The sequence below is a fragment of the Stenotrophomonas sp. P2112 genome, from assembly GCF_041897515.1.
Lineage (GTDB): Bacteria > Pseudomonadota > Gammaproteobacteria > Xanthomonadales > Xanthomonadaceae > Stenotrophomonas > Stenotrophomonas sepilia.
Map to the genome: position 1 here is coordinate 3391999 of NZ_CP169216.1, position 25322 is coordinate 3417320.

21 protein-coding genes are annotated in these 25322 nt (G+C 63.5%); 11 read left to right on the top strand and 10 right to left on the bottom strand.

The window, feature by feature from the left end; genetic code table 11:
• Nucleotides 1-30 precede the first annotated feature (30 nt).
• Together ACEPA4_RS15700 and ACEPA4_RS15705 are read left to right on the top strand one after the other, a co-directional pair.
• Nucleotides 31-918 (top strand): outer membrane protein assembly factor BamD, encoded by an 888-nt coding sequence (locus tag ACEPA4_RS15700; protein ID WP_032960726.1) that lies wholly within the window; start codon nucleotides 31-33, stop codon nucleotides 916-918.
• Nucleotides 919-1117: 199 nt separating this feature from the next.
• A complete protein-coding gene (locus ACEPA4_RS15705) occupies nucleotides 1118-2323 on the top strand; it encodes a lipase family protein (protein WP_139727559.1) in 1206 nt (401 codons plus the stop codon).
• Between the two features lie 114 nt (nucleotides 2324-2437).
• Here the strand turns inward: ACEPA4_RS15705 and ACEPA4_RS15710 are convergent, their stop codons facing one another.
• The 3 genes from ACEPA4_RS15710 to sucC form a co-directional block, all read right to left on the bottom strand.
• On the bottom strand, nucleotides 2438-4072 hold the full coding sequence (locus tag ACEPA4_RS15710) for an NAD+ synthase (protein ID WP_262090270.1): 1635 nt from the start codon (nucleotides 4070-4072) through the stop codon (nucleotides 2438-2440).
• Nucleotides 4073-4252: 180 nt separating this feature from the next.
• The gene (gene sucD / locus ACEPA4_RS15715; RefSeq protein WP_005418610.1) at nucleotides 4253-5128 is read right to left on the bottom strand and encodes a succinate--CoA ligase subunit alpha; all 876 of its coding nucleotides are present in this window, start codon (nucleotides 5126-5128) and stop codon (nucleotides 4253-4255) included.
• Nucleotides 5129-5152: 24 nt separating this feature from the next.
• Nucleotides 5153-6322, bottom strand: a complete 1170-nt coding sequence (gene sucC / locus ACEPA4_RS15720) for an ADP-forming succinate--CoA ligase subunit beta (protein ID WP_005418614.1) — start codon at nucleotides 6320-6322, stop codon at nucleotides 5153-5155.
• Nucleotides 6323-6729: 407 nt separating this feature from the next.
• Here sucC and ACEPA4_RS15725 point away from each other — a divergent pair, with 407 nt between their 5' ends.
• Both ACEPA4_RS15725 and ACEPA4_RS15730 read left to right on the top strand, forming a co-directional pair.
• Nucleotides 6730-8343: a PAS domain-containing sensor histidine kinase gene (locus ACEPA4_RS15725; protein WP_061480577.1), complete on the top strand. Its 1614-nt coding sequence runs from the start codon at nucleotides 6730-6732 to the stop codon at nucleotides 8341-8343.
• A gap of 60 nt (nucleotides 8344-8403) precedes the next feature.
• A complete protein-coding gene (locus tag ACEPA4_RS15730) occupies nucleotides 8404-9777 on the top strand; it encodes a sigma-54 dependent transcriptional regulator (RefSeq protein ID WP_065178929.1) in 1374 nt (457 codons plus the stop codon).
• A gap of 134 nt (nucleotides 9778-9911) precedes the next feature.
• Here the strand turns inward: ACEPA4_RS15730 and pilB are convergent, their stop codons facing one another.
• Entirely contained in the window at nucleotides 9912-11642 is a 1731-nt protein-coding gene (pilB, locus tag ACEPA4_RS15735; RefSeq protein WP_164229951.1) for a type IV-A pilus assembly ATPase PilB, read from the bottom strand.
• Nucleotides 11643-12004: 362 nt separating this feature from the next.
• Here pilB and ACEPA4_RS15740 point away from each other — a divergent pair, with 362 nt between their 5' ends.
• Genes ACEPA4_RS15740 through ACEPA4_RS15750 form a run of 3 tightly spaced genes read left to right on the top strand, consistent with a single transcriptional unit; the run spans nucleotide 12005 to nucleotide 15343 of the window.
• Nucleotides 12005-12877 (top strand): glycosyltransferase family 2 protein, encoded by an 873-nt coding sequence (locus tag ACEPA4_RS15740; protein WP_164229953.1) that lies wholly within the window; start codon nucleotides 12005-12007, stop codon nucleotides 12875-12877.
• 11 nt (nucleotides 12878-12888) lie between these two features.
• Nucleotides 12889-14103 (top strand): glycosyltransferase family 4 protein, encoded by a 1215-nt coding sequence (locus ACEPA4_RS15745; RefSeq protein WP_219634362.1) that lies wholly within the window; start codon nucleotides 12889-12891, stop codon nucleotides 14101-14103.
• Between the two features lie 43 nt (nucleotides 14104-14146).
• Nucleotides 14147-15343 (top strand): lipopolysaccharide biosynthesis protein, encoded by a 1197-nt coding sequence (locus tag ACEPA4_RS15750; RefSeq protein ID WP_235643011.1) that lies wholly within the window; start codon nucleotides 14147-14149, stop codon nucleotides 15341-15343.
• On the opposite strand, the gene ACEPA4_RS15755 is transcribed toward ACEPA4_RS15750, so the two are convergent.
• Nucleotides 15306-16421 (bottom strand): glycosyltransferase, encoded by a 1116-nt coding sequence (locus ACEPA4_RS15755; protein ID WP_111202054.1) that lies wholly within the window; start codon nucleotides 16419-16421, stop codon nucleotides 15306-15308. The two genes, ACEPA4_RS15750 and ACEPA4_RS15755, sit on opposite strands and share 38 nt — an antisense overlap.
• On the bottom strand, nucleotides 16418-17230 hold the full coding sequence (locus ACEPA4_RS15760; RefSeq protein WP_374082884.1) for an FkbM family methyltransferase: 813 nt from the start codon (nucleotides 17228-17230) through the stop codon (nucleotides 16418-16420). Before ACEPA4_RS15760 ends, ACEPA4_RS15755 begins: the two co-directional genes overlap by 4 nt.
• 157 nt (nucleotides 17231-17387) lie before the next feature.
• On the opposite strand from ACEPA4_RS15760, the gene ACEPA4_RS15765 reads away from it, so the two are divergent.
• Nucleotides 17388-18491, top strand: coding sequence for a glycosyltransferase family 4 protein (locus ACEPA4_RS15765; RefSeq protein ID WP_111202056.1), 1104 nt, complete (start codon nucleotides 17388-17390; stop codon nucleotides 18489-18491).
• A 33-nt stretch (nucleotides 18492-18524) separates the two neighbouring features.
• On the opposite strand, the gene ACEPA4_RS15770 is transcribed toward ACEPA4_RS15765, so the two are convergent.
• The 3 genes from ACEPA4_RS15770 to ACEPA4_RS15780 all read right to left on the bottom strand — a co-directional run bounded on the left by ACEPA4_RS15770 (nucleotide 18525) and on the right by ACEPA4_RS15780 (nucleotide 21384).
• On the bottom strand, nucleotides 18525-18941 hold the full coding sequence (locus ACEPA4_RS15770) for a pilin (protein ID WP_070490395.1): 417 nt from the start codon (nucleotides 18939-18941) through the stop codon (nucleotides 18525-18527).
• A gap of 3 nt (nucleotides 18942-18944) precedes the next feature.
• Nucleotides 18945-20870 (bottom strand): hypothetical protein, encoded by a 1926-nt coding sequence (locus ACEPA4_RS15775; protein ID WP_146257844.1) that lies wholly within the window; start codon nucleotides 20868-20870, stop codon nucleotides 18945-18947.
• A 79-nt stretch (nucleotides 20871-20949) separates the two neighbouring features.
• Nucleotides 20950-21384 (bottom strand): pilin, encoded by a 435-nt coding sequence (locus ACEPA4_RS15780; RefSeq protein WP_070490391.1) that lies wholly within the window; start codon nucleotides 21382-21384, stop codon nucleotides 20950-20952.
• Nucleotides 21385-21739: 355 nt separating this feature from the next.
• Here ACEPA4_RS15780 and ACEPA4_RS15785 point away from each other — a divergent pair, with 355 nt between their 5' ends.
• The 3 genes from ACEPA4_RS15785 to coaE are packed head-to-tail and all read left to right on the top strand — an operon-like array spanning nucleotide 21740 to nucleotide 24490.
• Nucleotides 21740-22996: a type II secretion system F family protein gene (locus ACEPA4_RS15785; RefSeq protein ID WP_070490390.1), complete on the top strand. Its 1257-nt coding sequence runs from the start codon at nucleotides 21740-21742 to the stop codon at nucleotides 22994-22996.
• Nucleotides 22997-23003: 7 nt separating this feature from the next.
• Nucleotides 23004-23867, top strand: a complete 864-nt coding sequence (locus tag ACEPA4_RS15790) for an A24 family peptidase (protein WP_065185263.1) — start codon at nucleotides 23004-23006, stop codon at nucleotides 23865-23867.
• Nucleotides 23868-23878: 11 nt separating this feature from the next.
• Nucleotides 23879-24490 carry a dephospho-CoA kinase gene (gene coaE, locus ACEPA4_RS15795; RefSeq protein WP_374082885.1) on the top strand — a complete coding sequence of 204 codons (612 nt, stop codon included), beginning with the start codon at nucleotides 23879-23881 and terminating at the stop codon, nucleotides 24488-24490.
• A 79-nt stretch (nucleotides 24491-24569) separates the two neighbouring features.
• On the opposite strand, the gene ACEPA4_RS15800 is transcribed toward coaE, so the two are convergent.
• Nucleotides 24570-24956, bottom strand: a complete 387-nt coding sequence (locus ACEPA4_RS15800) for a hypothetical protein (RefSeq protein ID WP_279945997.1) — start codon at nucleotides 24954-24956, stop codon at nucleotides 24570-24572.
• Nucleotides 24957-25322: the final 366 nt, after the last annotated feature.

The window sequence follows — 25322 nt, forward strand, 5'->3', positions numbered from 1 at the left end:
CGTATTCCAGCCGCGTCCCGCCTCGACCCCATGATCCGACGCTCCGCCATGCTCTCCGCGCCCGTCCGCCTCACCGCCCTGCTGCTGGTGCTGGTCATCGCCGCAACCGGCTGCCATCGCGGCGCCAAGAAGGGTGATCGCCCCGATGAAGGCGTGCCGGTCGAACAGCTGTACGAGAAAAGCCACAAGCTGATGCAGGGCGGCAACTGGAGCGGCGCCGAAGCCAGCTTCCGCCGTCTGGTGGCCCAGTATCCGTACGGTCCGTACACCGAGCAGGCGATGATCGAAACCGCCTACGCGCAGTACAAGGCCGGCAAGCACGATGACGCGGTGTCCAGCATCGACCGCTTCATCCGTACCTACCCGACCCACCGCAACATTGCCTATCTGTACTACCTGCGCGGCCTGGCCAACTCCAACCGCAGTACGGTTTTCCTGCGCCGCGTATGGTCGCTGGATGCCAGCCGCCGCGACCTGTCCACGCCGCACCAGGCGTACTCGGACTTCAACATCGTGGTTGATCGTTACCCGAACAGCCGCTACGCCGCCGATGCGCGCCAGCGCATGCTGGAGCTGCGTGACGTGTTCGCCCAGCACGAGCTGGACAACGCGCTGTACTACATGCGCCGCGGCGCCTGGGTGTCAGCCGTGGGCCGCGCCAACTACCTGCTGGAAACCTACCCGCAGAGCGCCTTCCAGTACGACGCCGTGGCCGTGCTGGCCGATTCCTACACCCACCTGGGCAACAAGACCCTGGCCGACGACGCCCGCCGCGTCCTGCAGCTGAACCAGCCGGACCACCCGTGGCTGGAAGGCAAGTGGCCGAAGTACCCGTGGATGATCCGCAAGCTGAACCCGTTCGCCGGCGAGAAGTCCGCCAGCACCGGCCAGCGCAACGCGCGACTGGAAAAGAAGTAAGCGAGGGCCCCGAAAGGGGCCCTTCTTCTTTGTAGAGTCAAGCCATGCTCGACTGCTTTCCTCGTCCGCCTCCCCGCGCCGGGGCCGGCACCTAGGAATGCTACGAATCCACGGCGGATGCGACGCCGGTCGCAGCCTGCCCGGGCACGGCCATCCACACTGCAGCGCCACGGCCACACCGGCCATCACGGAGCGCCCCATGGCCCGTCTGCCCTGCTGCAGTATCCGCCCTCTGTCCTGCCTCCTCGCCATCGCGCTGCTGGCGCTGACCTCGGCGCCGCCGGCCGCCGCACAGGACGCAGCGGGCGAACTGCTGTCCGCAGCCCCCTATCGCGCCACCTGGGTGCCGTCCCAGGCCGCCCAGGCCTACAAACTGCACTACCGCACCCCTGACCACCGCGGGCAGCTGGCCGAAGGCACCGGCCTGCTGTACCTGCCCGCCGGCACGCCGCCCATCGGCGGTTGGCCGGTGGTGTCGTGGGCGCATGGCACCCAGGGCATTGCGGATCGTTGTGCGCCCTCGGTCTCCGGCCCCTACCAACCCGAACGCGACGGGCGCTTTCTCGATCGGTTCCTGGCACAGGGCTATGCAGTGGTCGCCGCGGATTACCAGGGCCTCGGAAGCTCAGGCGACCATGCCTATCTGCATGTGCGCACTGCCGCGCGCAACGCCATCGACATGATCAAGGCCAGCCGCCAGTACCTCGGCAACGGGACGCTGTCGCCGCGCTGGGTCTCGGTCGGCCATTCGCAGGGCGGTGCCGCCGCGCTCACGGCGGGCCACATCGCCCCCACCTATGGCGGACCGTCGCTGCAGTACCGCGGCAGCTTCACCACCGGCACGCCCACCGCAGTCGAACTGACCGCGCTGGTGATGAAGCCGGACAACCGCACCGCCAATCCGGGCGCGCTCAACGCGTATCACGCGTATCTGCTCGATGGCCTGCTGCAGGTCGCCCCGCAGATCGACCGCGTCCTCAGCGATGAAGGCCGCGCGCGGGTGGCGGTGGCACGCGAGCAGTGCCTGGGCGAACTGGCCACCACGCTGGACGGCGTCGACACCGGCAGCATGTTCACTGCGCCGCTGGCCAGCGTGCCGGGCATCTGGGCGGTGCTGTACGACTATCTCGGCGTACCGCGCCGCGGCTTCAGCCAACCGCTGATGTTGGGCCATGGCAGCCAGGACCGCGATGTGCCCTACCTGACCACCCTGCTGTACGCCGCTGGGCTGGCCCTGCGAGGCGAGCCGGTCGCGTTCCGGCGCTACCCCGTCGACCACCGGGGCACGCTGGACGCAGCGGCGGCCGATGGCCTGTGGTTCGTACGTGCGCGACTGGGGGACGATCCCTTCAACGACGCTGCGGAAACCGCCGGTCTCGAACAGTTGCTCGACGGAGTCCGGTAGATCCACGCCAAGCGTGGATGATCTTCGACCATCGTGCGGACCAAGCTCCGCACCCACCGGGGAGGGGCCAAGGGGTTGCCGGCCAGCGGCCGGCACGACCCGCCAAGCGCTGCCTCAGCCCTTGTAGCCGTTACTGATCGGGTAGCGCCGCTCGCGGCCGAACGCGCGGCGCGAGACCTTCGGCCCCGGCGCGGCCTGGTGCCGCTTCCACTCGCTGATGCGCACCAGGCGCAGCACGCGGTCGACCACGGCTGCGTCGTAGCCGGCGGCCACGATCTCGCCGCGCGACTGCTCCTGGTCGATGTAGCGGTAGAGGATGCCGTCCAGCACGTCATAGGCCGGCAACGAGTCCTGGTCCAGCTGGTTCTCGCGCAGCTCGGCCGACGGCGGGCGGCTGATCACCGCCGGCGGGATCACCGGTGCGCCGCCCACGGTATTGCGCCACTTGGACAGGCCGAACACTTCGGTCTTGTACAGGTCCTTCAGTGGCGCATAGCCACCGCACATGTCGCCGTAGATGGTGGCGTAGCCGACCGCGTACTCGCTCTTGTTGCCGGTGGTCAGCAGCAGGCCACCGAACTTGTTGGCCAGCGCCATCAGGATCACGCCGCGGCTGCGCGACTGCAGGTTCTCTTCGGTCACGTCCGGCGCGGTGCCTTCGAACATCGGCGCCAGCGATTCCATCAGGCCCTTGAACGCCGGCTCGATCGACACAGCCTCAAGCTTCACCCCCAGCGCCCGGCACTGCTCGGCGGCCAGGTCGTTGGACAGGCCGGCGGTGTAGCGCGACGGCAGGCGCACGGCGGTCACGTTCTCCGCGCCCATCGCATCCACGGCCAATGCCAGCACCAGGGCCGAGTCGATGCCACCGGACAGGCCCAGCCACACCTTCCTGAAACCGTTCTTGCGGCAATAGTCCTGGATGCCACGGGTCACCGCGCGCCAGGCCAGCGCGTCCATGCTCTCGTCGCCGTCGTCCACCCACACATGCGGCATGAAGCGGCGGGTCTCACCGTCATACTCCACCACCAGCCACTGGTCGACGAAGGCAGCAGCGGCCGGGTGCACCGTGCCATCACCATCCGCCACCACCGAAGCACCGTCGAACACCAGCGCATCCTGGCCGCCCACCACGTTGAGGTAAGCGATGGCCGCCCCGCTCTCGCGGGTACGCGCGGCCAGCACGGCGTCGCGCTGCGCATGCTTGCCACGCTCGTAGGGCGAAGCATTCGGCACCACCACCAGCTGCGCACCCGCGCGCATGGTGTCGGCCAGCGGCTCGGCGAACCACAGGTCCTCGCAGATCAGCAGGCCGACCGGAATGCCATTGACCTCGAACACGCAGCTGCCACCATCCGGATCGACGTCGAAGTAGCGGCGCTCGTCGAAGACCGCGTAGTTGGGCAGTTCGCGCTTGCGGTAGGTCTGCTCGACCAGGCCGTCACGCAGTACGCTGGCAGCGTTGTAGACCACCGCGCCAGCCGCCTGTGGCCAGCCGACCACGGCGGTGATGCCACGGCAGGCGGTGGCGATGCGGGTCAACGCCTGCTCGCACTCGTACAGGAAACCCGGGCGCAGCAGCAGGTCCTCCGGCGGGTAGCCGCTCACCGCCAGCTCGGGGAACATCACCAGCTCGGCGCCGTACTCATCGCGCGCCTGGCCGATCATCTCGATGATGCGCTCGGTGTTGCCGGCGACGTCGCCGACCGGGAAGTCGAACTGCGCCATCGCGATGCGGATCGAAGCCATGGGAATCCAGCCTGTGGTTGCAATGCTTCCATTGTAACGCCGGGGTCAGATCCCTTTTGCATGGCAAAAGGGGGCTGACCGCACGCCAGACGCAGAAAGGCCGCCCAAAGGCGGCCCTTCTGTTTCAGGCAGCCGGCCAGCGGCCGGCTCTACAGCATCGTCTGCGCGAGGCAGCCGATCTTATTTCACCAGCTTGGCGATGGCGGCGCCCAGGTCGCCCGGCGAACGGACGGTGACCACGCCAGCGGCTTCCATCGCGGCGAACTTGCCTTCCGCGGTGCCCTTGCCGCCCGAGGCGATCGCGCCCGCGTGGCCCATGCGCTTGCCGGCCGGAGCCGACGCACCGGCGATGAAACCGACGACCGGCTTCTTCACGTGGTTCTTGATGTACTCGGCGCCGGCTTCTTCGGCGTCACCGCCGATCTCGCCGACCATGATGATGCCTTCGGTCTGCGGGTCTTCGTTGAACAGCTTCAGGCAGTCGACGAAGTTCAAGCCGTTGATCGGGTCACCGCCGATGCCGATGCAGGTGGACTGGCCCAGGCCGACTTCGGTGGTCTGCTTGACCGCTTCATAGGTCAGGGTGCCCGAACGCGACACGATGCCGATCTTGCCCGGCTTGTGGATGTGGCCCGGCATGATGCCGATCTTGCACTCGCCCGGCGTGATGACGCCCGGGCAGTTCGGCCCGATCAGCACGGTGTCCGGGTAGGAACGGGTCAGCACGTTCTTCACGCGCAGCATGTCCAGCACCGGGATGCCTTCGGTGATGCAGACGATGACCTTGATGCCGGCAGCCGCAGCTTCCAGGATCGCGTCGGCCGCGAACGGCGGCGGCACGTAGATGACCGAAGCGTTGGCGCCGGTGCTCTGCACGGCGTCGGCAACGGTGTTGAAGACCGGCAGGTCGATGTGGGTGGTGCCCCCCTTGCCCGGGGTCACGCCGCCAACAACCTGGGTGCCGTACTCGATCATCTGAGTGGCGTGGAAGGTGCCCTGCTGGCCGGTGAAGCCCTGCACGATCACCTTGGTGTTCTTGTTAATCAAAACAGACATGGGAATTTCCTTCGGTGTCGTGGATCAGGCGGCGTTCTTGACCGCTTCAACGACCTTCTTGGCGCCGTCGTTGATGTTGTCAGCCGGGATGATGGCCATGCCGCTGTCACGCAGCAGCTGCTTGCCCTCTTCCACGTTGGTGCCTTCCAGGCGCACCACGACCGGAACCTTGACGCCCACTTCCTTCACGGCGGCGATGATGCCTTCGGCAATCATGTCGCAGCGGACGATGCCGCCGAAGATGTTGACGAAGATGCCTTCAACCTTGTCCGAGGACAGGATCAGCTTGAACGCTTCGATGACGCGCTGCTTGTTCGCACCGCCGCCCACGTCCAGGAAGTTCGCCGGCTCGCCGCCGTTGAGCTTGATGACGTCCATGGTGGCCATGGCCAGGCCGGCACCGTTCACCATGCAGCCGATGTTGCCGTCCATGGTGACGTAGTTGATGTCCAGCTCCGAAGCGGTCACTTCGGTTTCATCTTCCTGGGACTTGTCGCGCATCGCGACCAGTTCCTTGTGGCGGAAGTTGGCGTTGTCGTCGCTGTTGAACTTGCCGTCCAGCGCGTACAGGTTGCCATCGTCCAGGATCGCCAGCGGGTTGATCTCAACCAGCGCCAGGTCCTTCTCGTTGAAGATGCGGTACAGGTTCACCATGATGTTGGCGAACTGGCCGGCCTGCTTGGCGGTCAGGCCCATCTTGAAGCCGATGTCACGGCCGTGGTAACCCTGCACGCCCTCGACGAAGTCCACGTTCAGGGTGTGGATCTTGTCCGGGGTCTCGGCAGCGACCTGCTCGATTTCCATGCCGCCTTCGGAAGAGGCGATGTAGCTGATGGTGCGGGTGCCGCGATCCACCAGGACCGACAGGTACAGCTCCTTGACGATCTCACCGGCGGTGGTCACCAGCACCAGGTTGATCGGCAGCTCGACGCCGGCAGTCTGGTAGGTGGCCATCTTGGTGCCGAGCATCTTGGCCGCTGCGGCCTTCACGTCGTCGACGGTCTTGCAGAACTTGACGCCGCCAGCCTTGCCGCGGCCGCCAGCGTGGATCTGCGCCTTGACCATCCAGGGGCCCTGGCCCAGCGACTGGGCGACTTCAACCGCCTCGTCCGGGGTCGCCGCGACCTTGCCGGCCGGGACCGGGATGCCGTATTCGGCAAGCAGTTGTTTTGCCTGGTATTCGTGGAAATTCATGCGTCACCGTGGGAATAGGAACGACCGCACGCAATTCCTCAGGGCCCCCTCGAAGAGGCACCGGCACGGACCGCGGCGGGCCCACTATTGTGGCCGAGCCGGCGCCGGGGCGCAAAGAAGTCTGTACAAAACGCCAGACCCGGCCAGATTTCCGCCGTCATTCAGGCAGTTGCGCCCGGGGGCCGGCTGGCCAGCGGTATCCATCCCAGGCCAAATGCGCGATCCGGGCCGCACCGGCGGGCGCCCGCCGGCGGCCCTATACTGGTCAGCCAGGGTGTGTAGCGTCGGGGGTGCTCGACGGCTTCCACCGCAAGCCACATCGAAGCGACGTACCGCCCGGCCTCAGGGGACGCCGGGCAGGCCCGCCGCAGATTCCAGACCCAGGCAGCCAGAAGGGGAGTTCCGGCGTGTCACCCAGTGCTTCATTGATCGACCGCATCGAATCGATTCCGCGGCGTGAGCTGTATTTCTTCGCGCTGTACCGGGTGCTGATCGCCTCGGTCATCGCCGCCCTGCTCTACAGCCCCCTGTCGGCGATGGTCGGCGAAGCCCACCACCCGCGGCTGGCCGACACCGTCGCCGCCATCTACCTGGTGCTGTCGCTGCTGGCGCTGGTGATCGGCCGCAACGAACGCTGGCTGCGCCCGATCGTGGTCAGCGGCGTGCTGGTGGACATTGTCGCCGCCACCCTGTTGTCGCATGCCCTGCCGGGTGCCAGCGCCGGCATCTCGATGTCGCTGCTGTTCAACATCGCCGCTGCCGCCACCCTGCTGCCGCTCAGCCTGGGGCTGGGCCTGGCACTGGCCGCCAGCCTCGCCACCGGCGTGGAATACACCTGGAAGCTGCTGGAAGGCGGCGATCCCACCCGTACCCTGGCCGAACTGGCCATGTTCGCCACCAGCTACCTGGCGCTGGCCTTCATCAGTTACCAGGTCGGCAGCCGCGCGCGCCGCAACCAGCAGCTGGCCAACCAGCGCGGCGACGAAGTAGCCAACCTGTTCCAGATCAACGAGCTGATCATCCGCCGCATGCGCACCGGCGTGCTGGTGGTCGACGCCGACAACCGTGTCACCCTGGCCAACGAGGCCGCCTCGATGCTGCTCGGTGACAGCGACGGCAGCGGCGAAAGCGGCCGCCTGGACCTGGCCAGCGCCGCCCCGGAACTGGCCCGTCGCCTGCAGCGCTGGCGCAACGGCTGGGCGCAGGACGAACTGCCGCTGCAGCTCAACCCCGACCAGCCCGAAGTGCAGCCCCGCTTTGCGCGCCTGCTGGCCGGCAGCGAGCTGGCCCTGGTGTTCCTGGACGACTCCAGCGTGGTCTCGCGCCGTGCCGAATCGCTCACCCTGTCAGCAATGGGGCGCTTCTCGGCCAGCCTCGCCCACGAGATCCGCAACCCGCTGGCCGCGATCAACTACGCGGTGCAGCTGCTGGAGGAAGGCACCGGCTTCAACGAAAGCGACCGCCGCCTGCTGCAGATCATCCGCCAGCAGTGCCAGCGCACCAACGGCATCGTCGAAAGCGTGCTGGGTCTGGCCCGGCGCGAGCGCGCCACGCCCGAAAACGTCGACCTGGCCGCCTTCGTGCGCCGCTTCGTGCTGGAGTACAAGCAGGGGCAGACGCTGGAGACCGACAGCATCGAGCCGATCATCAACGACACCTCGGTGCTGGCCCAGGTCGACAGCAAGCACCTCTACCAGGTGCTGACCGTGCTGGTGCACAACGCGCTCAAGTACGGGCGCATCGGCCAGCAACCGGCGCGGGTGCGCCTGCGCGTGGCGCAGCACGAGCGCAGCGCGGTCATCGACGTGATGGATCGTGGCCCCGGCATTCCCGAGAGCGTGGCCGCGCAGTTGTTCCGGCCGTTCTTCACCACGTCCGAGCACGGCACCGGGCTGGGTCTGTATATCGCCCGCGAGCTGTGCCGGGCCAACCAGGCACGGCTGGACTACATCCCGGTACCCGCCGGCGGCTCCTGCTTCCGCCTGGTGTTGCCCGGCCCGCATACGCTGTTGCCCACCTGATCTCGATTCTGTGCGTCAAACATTTGTCGCTTCCAGCCCCCTCGTTTATCTTTCACGCCCATGAACGAAACCCGCAGCGCCCTCGTCGTCGACGACGAACGCGACATCCGCGAACTGCTGGTACTGACGCTCGGCCGCATGGGGCTGCGCATCAGTACCGCAGCCAACCTTGCCGAAGCGCGCGAACTGCTGGCCAGCAATCCGTACGACCTGTGCATCACCGACATGCGCCTGCCGGACGGCAACGGCATCGAGCTGGTCAGCGAGATCGCCCAGCACTACCCGCGCACGCCGGTGGCGATGATCACTGCCTTTGGCAGCATGGACTTGGCGGTGGAAGCGCTGAAGGCCGGCGCCTTCGATTTCGTCAGCAAGCCGGTGGACATCGCCGTGCTGCGTGGCCTGGTCAAGCACGCGCTGGAACTCAACAACACCGAGCGCCCCGTGCCCGGCCCCGCCGCCGAACAAGGGGCGCGCCTGCTCGGCGATTCGCCGGCCATGGACGTGCTGCGTACCACCATCGGCAAGGTCGCGCGCAGCCAGGCGCCGGTCTACATCCTCGGTGAATCCGGCGTGGGCAAGGAGCTGGTCGCGCGCACCATCCATGCCCAGGGTGCCCGCGCGGCCGGCCCGTTCGTGCCGGTCAACTGCGGCGCCATTCCCGGCGAGCTGATGGAGAGCGAATTCTTCGGCCACCGCAAGGGCAGCTTCAGCGGCGCCCACGCCGACAAGCCCGGGCTGTTCCAGGCCGCGCATGGCGGCACCCTGTTCCTGGACGAAGTGGCCGAGCTGCCCCTGCAGATGCAGGTGAAGCTGCTGCGCGCGATCCAGGAAAAATCGGTGCGCGCGGTCGGTGCGGCCAACGAAGAGCCGGTGGACGTGCGCATCCTCTCGGCCACCCACAAGGACCTGGCCGAACTGGTCGAGGACGGCCGTTTCCGCCACGACCTCTACTACCGCATCAACGTGATCGAACTGAGGGTGCCGCCGCTGCGCGAGCGTCGCCAGGACCTGCCGGAACTGGCCGCGTCGGTGCTGGCACGGCTGGCCCGCAGCCATGGCCGCCCGACGCCGTTGCTGGCGCCGTCGGCACTGGACGCACTGGCCCAGTACGCCTTCCCCGGCAACGTGCGCGAACTGGAAAACATCCTGGAACGCGCGCTGGCACTGGCCGAAGAAGACCGTATCGGCGCCGACGACCTGCGCCTGCCGCAGCATGCCCCGCGCACGCCCGGCAGCGCAGCACATGCCGAAGCCGTGGCTGACCTGCAGCCCGGCAACGCCGCCCTGCCCTCGTACATCGAACAGCTCGAGCGCAGCGCCATACAGCGCGCGCTGGAAGAAAACCGCTGGAACAAGACCCGCACCGCCGCGCAGCTGGGCATCACCTTCCGCGCGCTGCGCTACAAGCTGAAGAAGCTGGGGATGGAGTAAGCACAGGGCCCGACGCGGGCCCGCCAACCTGGTAGTGCCGGCCGCTGGCCGGCAACCTCATGCATCGCGGCATCCACGCATGGCGTGGATCTACTGTAGAGCCGAGCCCATGCTCGGCTGCTCTCCGGGCTACCTCAATCCTTGGTAACGCGGTTGATCTCGGCCAGGCTGGTGATGCCCGCAGCGGCCTTCTTCAACGCCGACTGGCGCAGATCGTTCACCCCGATCTGCTGTGCGGCCTCGGCAATCTGCAACGCATTGCCGCCAGCCAGCACGATCGTGGCGATCTCGTCGGTCATCGGCATCACCTGGTAGATACCGGTACGACCCTTGTAGCCCTCGGTGCACTCATCGCAGCCGACTGCCTCGTACAGCTCGATACCCGCGTCCAGCTGCGCCTGGGTGAAGCCTTCGGCCAGCAGCGCATGCTCGGGCAGATTGGCCGGGCGCTTGCAGTTGCTGCACAGCCGGCGCGCCAGGCGCTGGGCGATCACCAGCGTCACCGAGCTGGTGATGTTGTACGGCGCGATGCCCATGTTCATCAGGCGCGCGATGGTCTGCGGCGCATCGTTGGTGTGCAGCGTGGACAGCACCATGTGGCCGGTCTGCGCCGCCTTGATCGCGATCTCGGCCGTTTCCAGGTCGCGGATTTCGCCGACCATGATGATGTCCGGATCCTGTCGCAGGAACGAGCGCAGGGCCGCGGCGAAGGTCATGCCGCGCTTGTTGTTCTGCTGCACCTGGTTGACGCCGGGCAGGCGGATTTCCACCGGGTCTTCGGCGGTGGAGATGTTGCGCGTCTCGTCGTTGAGGATGCCCAGCGCGGTGTACAGCGACACGGTCTTACCCGAACCGGTCGGGCCGGTCACCAGCACCATGCCGTACGGCTTGTGGATGGCTTCCAGGAACAGCTTCTGCTGGTCCGGCTCGTAACCCAGCTTGTCGATGCCCAGCTTGGCCGCGCTGCCGTCCAGGATACGCAGCACCACCTTCTCGCCGAACAGGGTCGGCAGCGTACTCACGCGGAAGTCGATCTGCTTGGTCTTGGACAGGTTGAGCTTGATGCGTCCGTCCTGCGGCACGCGCTTCTCGGCGATGTCCAGCTGTGCCATCACCTTCAGGCGCGCGGCGATGCGCTGGTTCAGCTTCACCGGCGCGCGCGCGACCATCTTCAGTAGGCCATCGATGCGCAGGCGCACGCGGTAGTCATCTTCATAGGGCTCGAAGTGGATGTCCGAGGCGCCCTTGCGGATCGCGTCCACCAGCACCTTGTTGACGAACTTCACCACCGGGGTGTCATCGCCCTTGGCATCGATGCCGGCGTCGCCGCCCCCGGAAATGTCCTCGTCACCGCCGGACACATCCAGGTTACCAATGCCATCGTCGTCACCGCCCAGCGCGTCGCCCAGCGTGTCATGACTGGCATGCCACTGCTCGAGCGTGCGGCGGATCTGGTCTTCATCCACCAGGATCGGCTCCACCACCAGATTGGTGTGGAACTTGATCTCGTCCAGCGAATGGGTCGGGTTGCTGGTGCCCACGAACAGCTTGCCGCCGCGCTTGAACAGCGGCAGCACGTTGTGCTTGCGCAGCAGCTCCTCGCTGACCAGGCTCATCGCGTTCTGGCTGGCGTCGAACGTGGACACGTCGAACAGCGGCATGCCGAACTCGACCGCATTGGCGGCCGCCAATTGAGCAGCCCCAACCACCTTGTTCTGCGCGAACCAGGTCGGCAGCGGCTGGCGGGCCGCAGCGGCCTTGGCCATGGCGTCGCGGGCGGAAGCCTCGTCCAGCGCACCATCCTGGACCAGGCGACGGGCCAAGCCGGTGATGCCGACGAGATTGGCGGTGGTTACGGCGTTCATATGAATCCTTGGCTCATCATGGGTCAGGCAGTGCGGCGCGCCCTCCAGGGGCACCGCACAGGGCAGCAGAACCTGCCGCGACCCGCTGGCCGACGACGACGCCAATCCTTCAGCATGACTGCCTCGCCCGGCACTCCCAGCCCGGCAGGCACGATCCTGACTCCCCCCGGGATGATAGCCCCGTCAACGGTCCGCCAACATCCCTTCTGGTCACATGTTCCACATCGCCTTCATCTGCAGCGGCTCCTCAGACTACTTCAGGTTGGAGGAGATCTGACCCATGCCTTTCCTTCCGCTCCTTCCCCGCCCCATTCAGGCACCGCAGCGGAGTACCATTGCACCGGGGAAAATGGGGACACACTTTGAATCAGCTCAGCATCATCCTGCCGGCCAAGAATGAAGCCGAAGGCCTTCTTCGCACGCTGCCGGAACTTCGTTTGCAGTACCCACTTGCAGAGATCATCGTAGTCGATGACGGCTCCACCGACGCCACCGCAACAATTGCGCGGGAACAAGGTGTTCGGGTGCTTTCCAGCCCCTATTCGATGGGCAACGGTGCCTCGATCAAACGTGGCGCGCGTGCAGCCAGCGGAGACATTCTGGTATTCATGGACGCCGACGGGCAGCATGATCCAGCCCACATCCGGGCATTGCTGGATAAGCTGTCCGAAGGCTACGACATGGTCGTCGGCGCTCGCGACAGCAGCGGCCAAGCCAATGTTCACCGCGGCCTTGCCAATCGATTCTACAACTGGCTGGCCAGCCATATGACCGGCTTCAAAGTAATGGACCTGACTTCGGGCTTCCGTGCAGTACGCGCGCGACGCTTCCGCGAGTTCCTGCATTTGCTGCCTAACGGATTTAGCTACCCAACGACCAGCACCATGGCATTCTTCCGAAGCGCCTACCCTGTTGCCTATGTCCCCATTCCTGTCGCGAAGCGTGTGGGGAACGGTAGCCACATTCGTCCGATCAAGGATGGAATCCGCTTCCTGCTGATCATCTTCAAGATTGCCACCTTGTACTCTCCCCTGAAGCTGTTCGCACCCGTGGCGCTGTCCTTCTTCCTTCTGGGCTTGGGTTACTACGGGTATACATTCGCGACCATGCATCGCTTCACCAATATGAGCACACTGCTGTTCAGCGCATCGGTGATCATCTTCCTTATCGGTTTGGTATCGGAGCAGATCACCGGCCTTACCTACCTTGCATCGCGGAAGGACTCAACCGAGTGACTGAGGGAGGCATGCAGACCGCCTCTCTTCCGGGGCTGCTGGTCGTGGCGTCCACCTATCCGCGGTGGGAAGGAGACACCGAGCCTGGGTTCGTGCACGCCCTCAGCCGGCATCTGACCGGTGATTTCCGGGTCACTGTGCTATGTCCTCACGCTCCTGGCGCCGCCACCCAAGAGAAACTGGACGGTGTACAGGTCATTCGCTATCGCTACGCGCCGGAAGGCATGGAGCAACTTGTCAATGGTGGTGGCATCACCTCCAACTTGCGCCGCCGCCCTTGGATGCTTGCACTGTTGCCCACGTTCCTGCTGTGTCAGTGGTGGGCATTGCAACGCGAGCTGCGGCGAAATCGTCACGAAGTGCTGCATGCACACTGGATCATTCCCCAGGGACTCACAAGCGCGCTGCTGCCAAGACGCCTCCGCCCCCCGATGCTGATTACATCTCATGGCGGAGATCTCTTCTCTCTGAAGGGACGGCTTCTCTCGGCCGTGAAACGATTCTCCCTAGCTCGCGCACAAGCGGCCAGCGTCGTCAGTCAGGCGATGGTGGCACCCTTTCGCGCATTAGCGGCGAACCTTCCCTTGGCGGTTTCGCCAATGGGCGTGGACCTTCAACACCGCTTTGTCCCCTCCCCAGTGAAGCGGGCACGTAACGAACTGCTGTTCGTCGGACGACTGGTCGAGAAGAAGGGATTGACGTACCTGATTGATGCTTTGCCACTCGTTCTGGCTCGTCATTCCCAGGTTTTCCTCACCATCATCGGACACGGGCCGGAACTACCAGAACGGGAAGCTCAGGTGGCAGCATTAGGTCTGCAAAAGCACGTCCGTTTCGTCGGTCCGGTGACACAGAACGCGCTTCCCGCCTACTACCAACGTGCGACTACGCTCGTCGCTCCCTTCGTCGAGGCCCGCAACGGAGATCAGGAAGGGCTTGGATTGGTTACTGTGGAAGCTCTCGGTTGCGGCTGCCCGGTCGTGACCACGGACGTGCCGGCAGTACGTGATGCATTTCCAGCAGGCCCGCCTCGCTATCTGGCCACGCAACGATCCTCAGCTTCGCTTGCAAGCGTACTCATCGAACTGCTGAGTGCACCGGAACAGGCGCAAGCGTGGGCGCACGCACAACGACCTGAGCTGGTAGCTCGCTTCGACCATTCGCAAGTCGCCGCAGACTATGCGAAGCAACTACGCGCCATCATGGAGCCCCAGAATGTCCGCTAGGCTACCGCGCCTTGGCAACCTTGCTAGGACCTCGATCCTGGTGATGTTCTGGCAGGGCATGCGGATGGCGTGCTTGGCTGCATGGATCATCCTCGGCGCTCGCGTTTTGGGGGCAACCAACTACGGCCTGTTCTCCGGCACGGTTGGCACTGCCTCCGCTCTCGCCGGTTTGGTTGGGCTCGGCGGCGGCATGCTGATGTATCAGTACAGCATTGCCGACCACACGCAGTTTCCCCGCTACTGGAAGCAGAGCCTTCTACTCTGCGCCGTGAGCGCAGCCCCGCTTTCCCTGACATTCTCGCTATTGGCCGCAGGCCTAATGCCGTGGCCCGCACTCAGCCTTGTCGCGATTTCGGAAATCATTGCATTCCCTATCGTCACCAATGCCGCATTTGCCTTCTCAGCCAATGATCGCCTGGGCTGGGCGGCTGGCCTTCCCGCATTGAACGCAGCCATGAGGCTTGCGGCGATCTGCATCTTCGGTCTTCTACCGGTCGACCACGATCTGACGGTCTATCTGATGCTGCATCTGACCTCTTCGGCATGCAGCGCGGCGCTGGCCCTAGTACTGGTACGGAGAATATTGCGCCCCGGCCCAGCGAAAATGCAGATCGGAAGCAGTGATCTGGCGCATGGCACGGGACACGCCGCCGCATGGAGTTCCGCCGTCGCCGTTACCACCGTGGACAAATCGTTCGTCCTGCACGCAGGTGGAAGCGAGATAGCCGGTTTGTACGCTGCGTGCTATCGCATCGCGGCGGTGATTGCCATGCCACTGGATGCAATGGTCATGTCCGCGATGCCGCGCCTGTTCCGGGCGCAACGAGTATCCCCCCAGTATCGGCACCTGATAGTTGCGATGATCCTGGCCGCGACAGGGTATGGAATGTTGGGGAGCCTCGTGCTGTGGTGTGCCGCCGGCGTCTTGCCTTCGCTGCTCGGCATGGAGTTCGCTGCCGCAATTCCGGGCCTACGATGGATGGGCCTGTTCATTATTGGTTACAGCCTGCGCCAGATCGCCTGTCATATCCTGATTGGACGCGGCATGAAAATGTACCGGTTCGTCATCGAGACTCTCGGGCTGATAATAATGGCTTTGATCGCTGCAGCCTGGATTCCTGCACACGGCCTGTTGGGAGCGGTCTGGATGATCATCCTCGCCGAAACACTGATGGCGGCGGCCGCATGGTTGACGGTAATTTTCAGTTCTGGCCCTGAAGTCGCTCACTTGCCGAGTTGAATATCTCCAGATACGCCGCACAGGCTACGTCGATGGAGAACGCTTTGCTCCGTTCGCGGAGAGTTTCAACCGCCACCCGCAGCTTTCCATCCAGCACATTCCGCATGGCATGAGCCAATGCACGGGCGTCCCCCACTGGCACCAATTGACCAAACTGGCCGCCTCCCAGGACTTCCGAAGGGCCGTGCGGGCAATCGGTAGCAATCACCTGCACTCCGCAGCTCATGGCCTCGACCAGGACATTGCCAAACCCTTCGTAGTCTGATGGCAGCACCAGCGCTGTGCTTCGGGCCATCCAGGGAAGCGCATCCTCCACCCGCCCCGGCAGCGCGCAGTCACCCTGAATGCTGCTCCCCTCAATCCACTGGGCCACGCGCACACCTTCTGGCCCTTGCCCCAATATGAGCAAACGAGCCAGATGCGTGGCTCGCACTAGCTGGAATGCCTCCCAAAGAAGATCGAGGCGTTTCTCCGATGAAAGGCGCCCTGCATAGATAAAAACTGGCACATCATCATCCGGGAAGGGCCACGCCTGCGATATGAGATTTTCCTGCATCTCATCCATACGAACCAACGGATTGTGGATCACTCGTATGCTGGAATAAGGAAGGTTCAGCTCAGACGCCATATCTGCCGCCAACGCGGCAGAAACAGCAACCAGCCCTTGGGATCGCGTCAGCGTGACCCGCATCGCCCAGCGAATCAACTCCAGTTTGGCTCTGACGAACCCACGAGCCCGCCGTCTTGGCCCTGACAGTGAAAGATGCTGAGCCACAACGACTGCCGTCGAGGGATAAAGAATGCGGCGCCAGAAGGTGATCCATACCGCAATGTCGTTGGAGGTGGTGACCACGACGTGTGGTCGCTCTCGCCGGATGCGCCAAGGCAATCCAAGGAGCATCTGCCAGGCCCCGCGCGGAGCGATGAAGGTTACTTCACCGTTATCACCCGGCCCATTCAGATCACGCCCAGCAATGATGCTCACCGAGCACGTTCTCTCCTTGAAGCCACGGGCGAGGTTCAACTGCACACGCTCCAGTCCCCCGGCTTCCCAGCGACTAGCCAGTAGCCAGATCATGCAACCTCCAAGGCTCGAACCGGCCCTGCGAAGCAGATCACATCCTGATAGTCCCGCAGATCCTGAACATCGATTCGAACCAGCCGCCGCCTCGTCTCCAGGCGATAGAAGCGGTAGCCCAATGGTGATAACAGCTCCAGAATCTGCCGACTATGGTACCCAGCCGCCAGGCTGGAGCGCTCCTGTACTTCCACTGCAATTACCGGCAGGAAGCGTCGTAGCGTTTCGATGCTACCTTCCAGGCAGGGCAACTCACCGCCTTCAATGTCGACTTTCAAAAAATCCAACCGCGACAGGCCAATACGCCGTGCGAGTTCGTCCAACGTTGTGATGTCGACCACTCCAATGCGATTGTCGACGCCCTCGGTTCCATGCAGGCTTCCCAGTCCCTGATGAACTTCATTCACATCATGCTGCCCGCAGGACGCATAGATCGCCTGCCGGCCAATTTTTCCCGCCAAGCCCTGCTGATGGACATGCACTACCCCCTGTAGCCCATTGCGCCTTATATTCAATCGCAATTCGTCAGCAATCCCGGCTATCGGCTCCAGTGCGACGACATGGCCCCCACTGCCCACTCGATTCGCGCAGACCAGGCTAATCTCCCCGATATTGGCTCCCACATCGACCACGGTCATGCCCTGCTCGAGTAGATGGTCGAGGAGGGAGACGAGGCGAAGGTTGTAGTAGCCCATCCAAAACATGCGACGCTGCATATGTTCGGCCAGATCGAGGGTCATCATGAACCGGCCATCGAAGTCGCATATGGTCTGCCGCCCCTGGGCGTGACGGAACAGGCGGCGCAGCATGCTCTGCACCCAGCCCGGCTGCTCCCCAAGGCGCAGATGATTACCCACCTGTCTTAGCGCTGTTGCAACTCCCATGCCCCACCCCGTAGGTGACTTTCCACCTTCAACTAGCCCATGATGATGCACTACCCATCTGATTTTCCATACAGGTCCGTCCATGCATGTCCTCATGCTCTGCAAACGGCAGTACACCGGACGCGACCTTATCGACGACCGCTACGGTCGACTCTGGGAGATCCCGGAAGCACTTGCACGCCGTGGGCATGCCATCAGCGGAATCGCACTGAGCTATCGGCATCGAGATTCCGGGAATTTCCTGTCTGCGGCAGGGGTTCAATGGCGTTCCATCAACGCTCTTTCACTCGAGACCATCCAGTTAGAACGTGCAATCAGGCGACTTCACCAGCAGCACCCTATCGATGTCCTCCTGACAAGCTCTGATGCGCCATGCACCGTGCTCGGTGCAAGCTTGGCGAAGCACATCCATACTCCTCACGTTGCAGATCTCTACGACAATTACGAATCTTTCGGACTCAGCCGGATCCCAGGAATGCGCGCCGCGTTCCGTCGCGCATGTGCGGGCTCAAAGGCAATCAGCGCAGTAACACATGCCCTGGCTGATCACGTGAAATCCACCCTTTCAACACCTGTTCCAGTACATGTCATTGGCAACGGGGTCCGCCGGGATCTGTTTCATCCGATCGACAAACGTGTCAGCAGGGAGATGCTTGGTCTTCCCGTGAAGGCTCGCCTGATTGGCTGTGCCGGCGCCCTCGATCAAAGCAGGGGGATTGAAGATCTATTCCGAGCATTCCAGGCACTTTCAGAGCGCCACCCCGACATCCACCTCGTCATTGCCGGCCCCAGGGATGCCACCCTTCGCCGCTACCCACATCCCAGGATCATCGATTTCGGCGTCATCGGCTGGAAGCAGGTCCCGTTACTAATCAATTCACTCGATGTATCAGTAGTCTGCAATCGAAATTCAGGGTTTGGGCGATTCTGCTACCCATTGAAGCTAGCGGAATCGATTGCCTGTGATGTGCCGATCGTCGCCTCAGACGTTGGTGACACACGGCGGATCGGCGGGGGCGCAATACGCGCATACGCCCCCGGCGACATCAATGATCTCGTAGAATCCATCGATCTTCAGCTTCAGATGCCGCTTTCCAATACCGCCCTGAGGGCCTTCGACTGGGAAGAGCGAGCCATTCAGATGGAAGCGCTTCTTCTAGAGGCGACACGCTCAAATCACCCCTGAACTCTCGTTCAAGCCCCGGGACCGGACTGTCGTCTAGCGACAGGATGTGGGCACATACCGGGCGTCCAACCCTCCACAAGACCAGTTCACCGCCCCGTTGGTATCGCTCGCGGTAAGAACTAGTGTCTGTCCGGCGACCTTCGCGCTGGCCGAAGAAGCAAAGGCAACCGAGATCGATCCGGTACCGTCAACGGTCACCGATCGGACGAATTTTCCGGATACCGACCCTGGAGCAGCCATGCCCGCGGCGCGATTGTCGGCAGGAAACTGCCCATGGTCGGAGTAGTAGGTGGCTATTGCCTCCTTGGCCCCGGTCGACAACGAGAGCCCCTCAGCTACCTGTCCTCGAGCAACATAGTCCTGGTAGGCCGGCAGCGCAATTGCCGCCAGAATGGCGATGATAGCGACCACGATCATGAGTTCGATCAAGGAAAATCCACGCTGATTCATGTACTACTCCCCTGTTGTTTGTTGGCTCGCCACCAGCCAATGCTCCAGGCCCTCAATGTCCCGGTCATATGCATGGCGATGATTGACGGCTCGCAGGATCCCCAATCCTTGCCTAGCCTCACTGACCTGAAGCAAGTTCGATGCCAACCCCATCCTCAACAGCCACAGCCGACATCCCAGGTCTTTCGGTGAGATTTGCACGGCCTCACGAATGAGCCTCATCGCTAGATCCGGGTCCCTCATTACGTTGAAGGCGTAGTTCGAGAACACCACCCGGACCCTCGACGAGCGGGGATTCTCTGCAGTTGCGGTCGACAACAGAGCAAACAGCACCTGCTCTTCAGCTGGCCTGCACCCCCCCTCAACCCGGCATGCAACGATCGCTTCAAGCGCCCCGACTTCCTGTGGTCCCAATGACCGCCTGGATATCTTCCGCTCAAGTGCCGCCCATACCTCCGGGAGCTGCGCCCGCCCTTGATTCGACTTGAGAATGATCAGTGCCTGCTCGGGAAGTGGCGAACTGCCGGGCAATGAGGCCGCATGTGTGAACTCCTTCTCAGCCAGGGCCCAGGCCGGGGAAGCAGGATCGGCAGGGGCCGATGCCAGCAGTGCTCGTCCAAGTTCATAACCGGCCCGCGAAGAATCAGGATTACGGTTGGACAACGTGAGAGCAAGGCGCATCGGATCTGCCCACGTCTGCACCTGGATCCACCCCATGGCCGCAACAAAAAGTAGCAGGACTCCCCCTACCGTACGGCGTGCCTCAACGGTCCACCTTTGCATCAGCGCCCCCAGTGGTTGCACCAGAGCAAGAGCGACACCCGCGATTGCCAGGTAATTCCGATGCTCGAAAGCCAACTCCAGCGGCACAACGTTACTGGTCAGCAAATGGCTGGCAAAGAACCATCCGATGCCAAGTGCCGTCAGGGGCCAGCGCTTGCGCAGCCCCCAGGCCGCTGTCAGCAGCGCGACCAGCGCCAGCATCGGGACAATGAAAACAGTTGAACGCCAGGATGGGGGGACCTGCGCATTGTCGTAATAGAACTTCAACGACTCAGGCCAGGGAAGCATGATCTGCTGAAGGTAGTTCAACAAAATCGCCGGCTGCGAATACAACCGGCCTGCCAAGCTGAAATCACGTGCGGAGTAGCGCTCCGGCACCAGGGCGCCAGGCAGAATCACTGCAAAGTACAACAGCGCCGCCCCTGTGGCCCCAAAAGCATACAGAACGGACAGTGCACGGGCGCGCGTTCCATCCGGATTCCGGAATTTGAGGAGAAACACCTCAATCAGCAGTGTGTAAACCGGGATCAGTATCGCGGTCTCTTTGAAGGCAAGGCCAATCCCGGCTCCGACTACAGCACCGCACCACCAGAACAACGCTGCCCGGGAACACGGAACGCTGCTGCGCGCCTTGAGATAACAGAGAAGTGCGATCAGGGCACCCGTCGCTCCTCCCATCTCCATGCGTTGCACAACGTAAAGAACGGTAGACACCTGCAATGGATGAACCATCCATGCGGTGGCGACCATGAAGGCCGTCAAGCGCACCTGTGACGACGACATGCTGAGCACTCGCCCGATCAGCCCGGACGCCAGAGCAAATACCAGCATTGAATTCAGGAGGTGCAGAGCCAAGCCCGTCACCTTCATCGGCCAAGGCGCCAAGCCGGTAAAGTAGTAGTTGAGGCCGAAACTGAGCAGCGCCAATGGGCGGCCCACGTCGCCCGTGACCCCGTTACCCATGACCTGCGCGATGGAAGTAAAGTCCAGCGAGGTCAGGCGCCAATCAGGATCGTCCACCAGATTTGGAAAGTCATCAAATATGAATCCCCCATTCAAGCCATTCCAATAGACGCCCACTCCCAGCAACGCCAGCAGGACAAGACCCGCCAGGGGCAGCAGTCGCTGCGCAGGCACACTTCGCATCGAATAGAACTCCCCTTGCCCCAAAAAAGAAAGGGCCGCAGAGCGGCCCTTTCCCGATACCGCTATGCCGTCTGCGCGATTAGCGGCAGGACGACGGACGGTACTTGGCGTCGATGGTACCGGAGCTCTTGCAATCCCAGGTGATCGAGCCGCCCGCATCAGCCGGAGTCAGCACGAAGGTCTTGCCTGCAACCTTGGAGCTAACCGAACCCGAGCCCTTCATCATTGCGGTAATTGCACCACCGGTGCCAACAGTCACGCTGGTCACGTACTTGCCGCTGATCGACGAGGCGCCAGCCAGGCCAGCCAAGGCATTGGTGGTCGGGAAGGCGCCCTTGTCGGCGTAGTACTCGGTAACAGCGGTCTTGGCGCCCGAGCTCAGGGTCATCGCTTCGGAAACCTGCGAGCGTGCCACATAGTCCTGGTAAGCCGGCAGCGCAATGGCAGCCAGGATGGCGATGATCGCAACAACGATCATCAGTTCGATAAGGGTGAAGCCCTTCTGGTTCTTCATTTGGTACATCCCCAAGATAAGTGGTGGTTGATTTCAGAAGTCAGGATCGGTCTGACCAGTGGCCAGCTGAGCGGGTCCTGCCCCCTGCGGGTGGATCAACGCAGGTTGCGTGCCAACCCCGGCACGCCTCCCCCTGGATTTCCCCGCGCCCATGATGGCAGCTATTTCACGGATGGGAACCCCCCGGGTGCGAATCTGCGATGGACGCGGCAATGTGACGCAGTACGTCACCTTTGGTCGGCACCCGGCACGAATTCGCATCATGAGCCCCTTGGCAACTGCCCATACGGGCATGAACCCGCTACCATCGACGACTAGACGCCCGCCTGGGGATGGCGGGTCTTGGGGAGCCGATATGTCTGTCAGTCGCAGTGCGATCAAGAAGGAGCCCGTGGCGCGCAGCACCACGGACCTGCAGCCGTTTGTCTGGGTGGGGACCGACAAGCGGGGTGTAAAGATGAAAGGGGAGCAGGCCGCGAAAAACGCGAACCTGCTGCGGGCCGAGCTGCGCCGCCAAGGCATCACCCCGGGCATGGTTAAGCCAAAGCCCAAGCCACTGTTCGGAGCAGCCGGCAGCAAGGTTTCGCCGAAGGACATTGCTTTCTTCAGCCGTCAGATGGCGACGATGATGAAGTCCGGTGTGCCGATCGTCTCAGCGCTGGACATCATCGCCAGCGGGCACAAGAACCCACGCATGAAGAAGATGGTGGACGGCATCCGCACCGATATCGAAGGCGGATCGTCCCTTCATGAGGCGATCAGCAAGTATCCGGTGCAGTTCGACGAGCTCTATCGCAACCTAGTGCGTGCGGGTGAAGGCGCCGGTGTATTGGAGACGGTGCTTGATACCGTGGCCAACTACAAAGAGAACATCGAAGCCCTGAAGGGCAAGATCAAAAAGGCTCTGTTTTACCCTGCAATGGTCATTGCGGTGGCGCTCTTGGTCAGCTCGATCCTGCTGATCTGGGTGGTTCCACAGTTTGAAGACGTTTTCAGGGGATTTGGTGCCGATCTGCCTGCCTTTACTCAGATGATCGTAGCCGCATCCCGGTTCATGGTCTCTTGGTGGTGGCTGATCGCGATCGTCGTCATCGGCAGCATCGTCGGCTTCACCATGGCCTATAAGCGCTCGCCAAAGATGCAACACGGGATGGATCGCTTGATCCTGAAGGTGCCAGTCATTGGCCAGATCATGCATAACAGCTCGATCGCACGCTTTGCCCGTACCACCGCTGTGACCTTCAAGGCCGGCGTGCCGCTGGTAGAAGCCTTGGGTATCGTGGCAGGCGCCACCGGCAATACGGTTTACGAGCATGCCGTACTGCGCATGCGCGACGACGTCTCGGTCGGTTACCCGGTCAACATGGCCATGAAGCAGACCGCCCTGTTCCCGCACATGGTCATCCAGATGACCGGCATCGGCGAAGAGGCCGGCGCCCTGGACGCCATGCTGTTCAAGGTGGCCGAGTACTATGAGCTGGAGGTCAACAATGCCGTTGACGCCCTGAGCAGCCTGCTCGAGCCGATGATCATGGTGTTCATTGGTATCATCGTCGGTGGCCTGGTCATTGGCATGTACCTACCCATCTTCAAATTGGCATCGGTGGTCTGACACATACATGGCATTTCTCGACCAGCATCCCGGCCTCGGCTACCCCGCCGCGGCCGCCCTGGGGCTGCTGCTGGGCAGTTTCCTCAACGTCGTCATCCTGCGCCTGCCCAAGCGGCTGGAGTGGCAGTGGAAGCGCGATGCGCGCGAGGTCCTGGAGGAACCGGACTTCTACGAGCCCCCACCACCGGGGATCGTGGTCGAGCCCTCGCACTGCCCGCACTGCAAGCACAAGCTGAGCTGGTACGAGAACATCCCGCTGTTCAGCTGGCTCATCCAGGGCGGCAAGTGCCGCCACTGCAAGGCGCCGATCTCGCTGCAGTATCCGCTGGTCGAGGCCCTGACCTCGGTGCTGGTGCTGGCCTGCGTCTGGCAGTTCGGCTTCGGCTGGCAGGGCTTCGGCGCCATCGTGCTGACCTGCTTCCTGATCGCCCTGTCCGGCATCGACCTGCGCACCCAGCTGCTGCCCGACCAGCTGACCCTACCCCTGATGTGGCTGGGCCTGATAGGCAACATCGACAACCTCTACATGCCGGCCAAGCCTGCATTGGTCGGCGCGGCGGTGGGTTACCTGTCGCTGTGGATGGTCTGGTGGCTGTTCAAGCAGCTGACCGGCAAGGAAGGCATGGGTCACGGCGATTTCAAGCTGCTGGCCGCCCTCGGCGCCTGGTGCGGGCTGAAGGGCATCCTGCCGATCATCCTGCTGTCGTCGGTGCTGGGTGCCATCATCGGTTCGATCTGGCTGTACACCCGGGGCCGTGACCGCGCCACGCCCATTCCGTTCGGCCCCTACCTGGCCATCGCGGGCTGGCTTTACTTCATGTGGGGCGCGCCGGTGGTCGAGCAGTACCTGGTGTTGAGCGGGCTGCGCTGAGGGGAATCCCCATGAGCCGGTATGTGGTGGGCCTGACCGGTGGCATTGCCGCCGGCAAGAGCGAGGTGACCCGGCGCTTCGAGGCGCTGGGCATCGTGGTGGCCGACGCCGATCTGGCCGCCCGCGCGGTGGTTGCTGCCGGCAGCCCTGCCCTGGGCCGCATCGCCGAGCGCTTCGGCGCCGACATGCTGCTGACGGACGGCAGCCTTGACCGGGCGCGCTTGCGTGCCCACGTATTCGCCGATCCGGCCGAACGGGCCGCACTGGAAGCGATCACCCATCCGGCCATCCGCCTTCTGATGCAACAGCAGTGCGAGCAGGCCACCAGCCCGTACGCGATTGCCGCCATTCCGCTACTGACTGAGGTCGGCGGCAGGCAAGCCTACCCGTGGCTGGACCGGGTATTGCTCGTGGATGCACCCGAAGCCGTGCAGCACGCCCGGCTGATGCAGCGCGACGGCATCGACGCCGCACTGGCCGACAAGATGATCGCCGCCCAGGCCAGCCGCGCGCAGCGCTTGGCACTGGCCGATGATGTGGTGGTCAACGATGGACATCCCGAGGACCTGCAGGCGCAGGTGGAAGCGCTGCATGCGCGGTATCTGGGGTTGGCTGGGGGCTGAGGCGTGATTGCCGGCCAGCGGCCGGCACTACCGAAGCCAATCGACGCACTACCGAGGCGCATCCACGCATGGCGTGGATCTACTCCAGCTGCAGGCGGGCATAGCGGGCCAGTTCTCGTGCGCCAAGCAGCAATCCATCTACGACATCCGGGCTGAGCTGCTGGTGGGCACCGCCCTGCTCGCGGGCGGCTTCGGCGGCGTGCAGCACCTGCATGAGTGCATTCAAGCCGGCCAGGGTGCGACTGAGGCCGGCCATGGTGGCCGCCTGTGCCGGGCTCAGTCCCTCCGCTTCCAGCCGTCGGCCGTCGGCTGCATCGCGCCCGTCCATGCGGGCCAGCAGCGCGGGCAGCAGATCCCTGGGATCATCGAGCAGGGTCTCGATGCGCTCGGCGATGTCGGCGGGCAGCAGGTCGGCGGCTTCGCCGATCAGGGCGTGCAGCTGGGGGAACAAGGGGCGTGCGGACATAGTGAATCTCCTCGCAGACGGCGGGCCACCCGCGGATGCAAGGTGGCGGACGGTGCGGGTTGGCGTACCGGAGACCCAACAACTCAAGCGCGAGGAAAAAGACTCCAGCGGATTCTGATGAATCCCCACGCACCATCCGCCGAAACAAGGCAGCCGATGCATTTTCCATGATGAGCCGCAGCACACCCGGAGCGCTTGAGTTGAAGGTTTTTTTCAGGACGCCAATCCCGGCCAGGGCACCTGCCCCGGCCGCCCCATCTGGCCATCACGCAGCGCTGTGATCTGTAAGGAAATTCTCAAGCCGCAGTTGGGTGCACGAATGCGTGCATGCGGACACGCGCGCGGCGTGGCGGCGATCACGGTGAT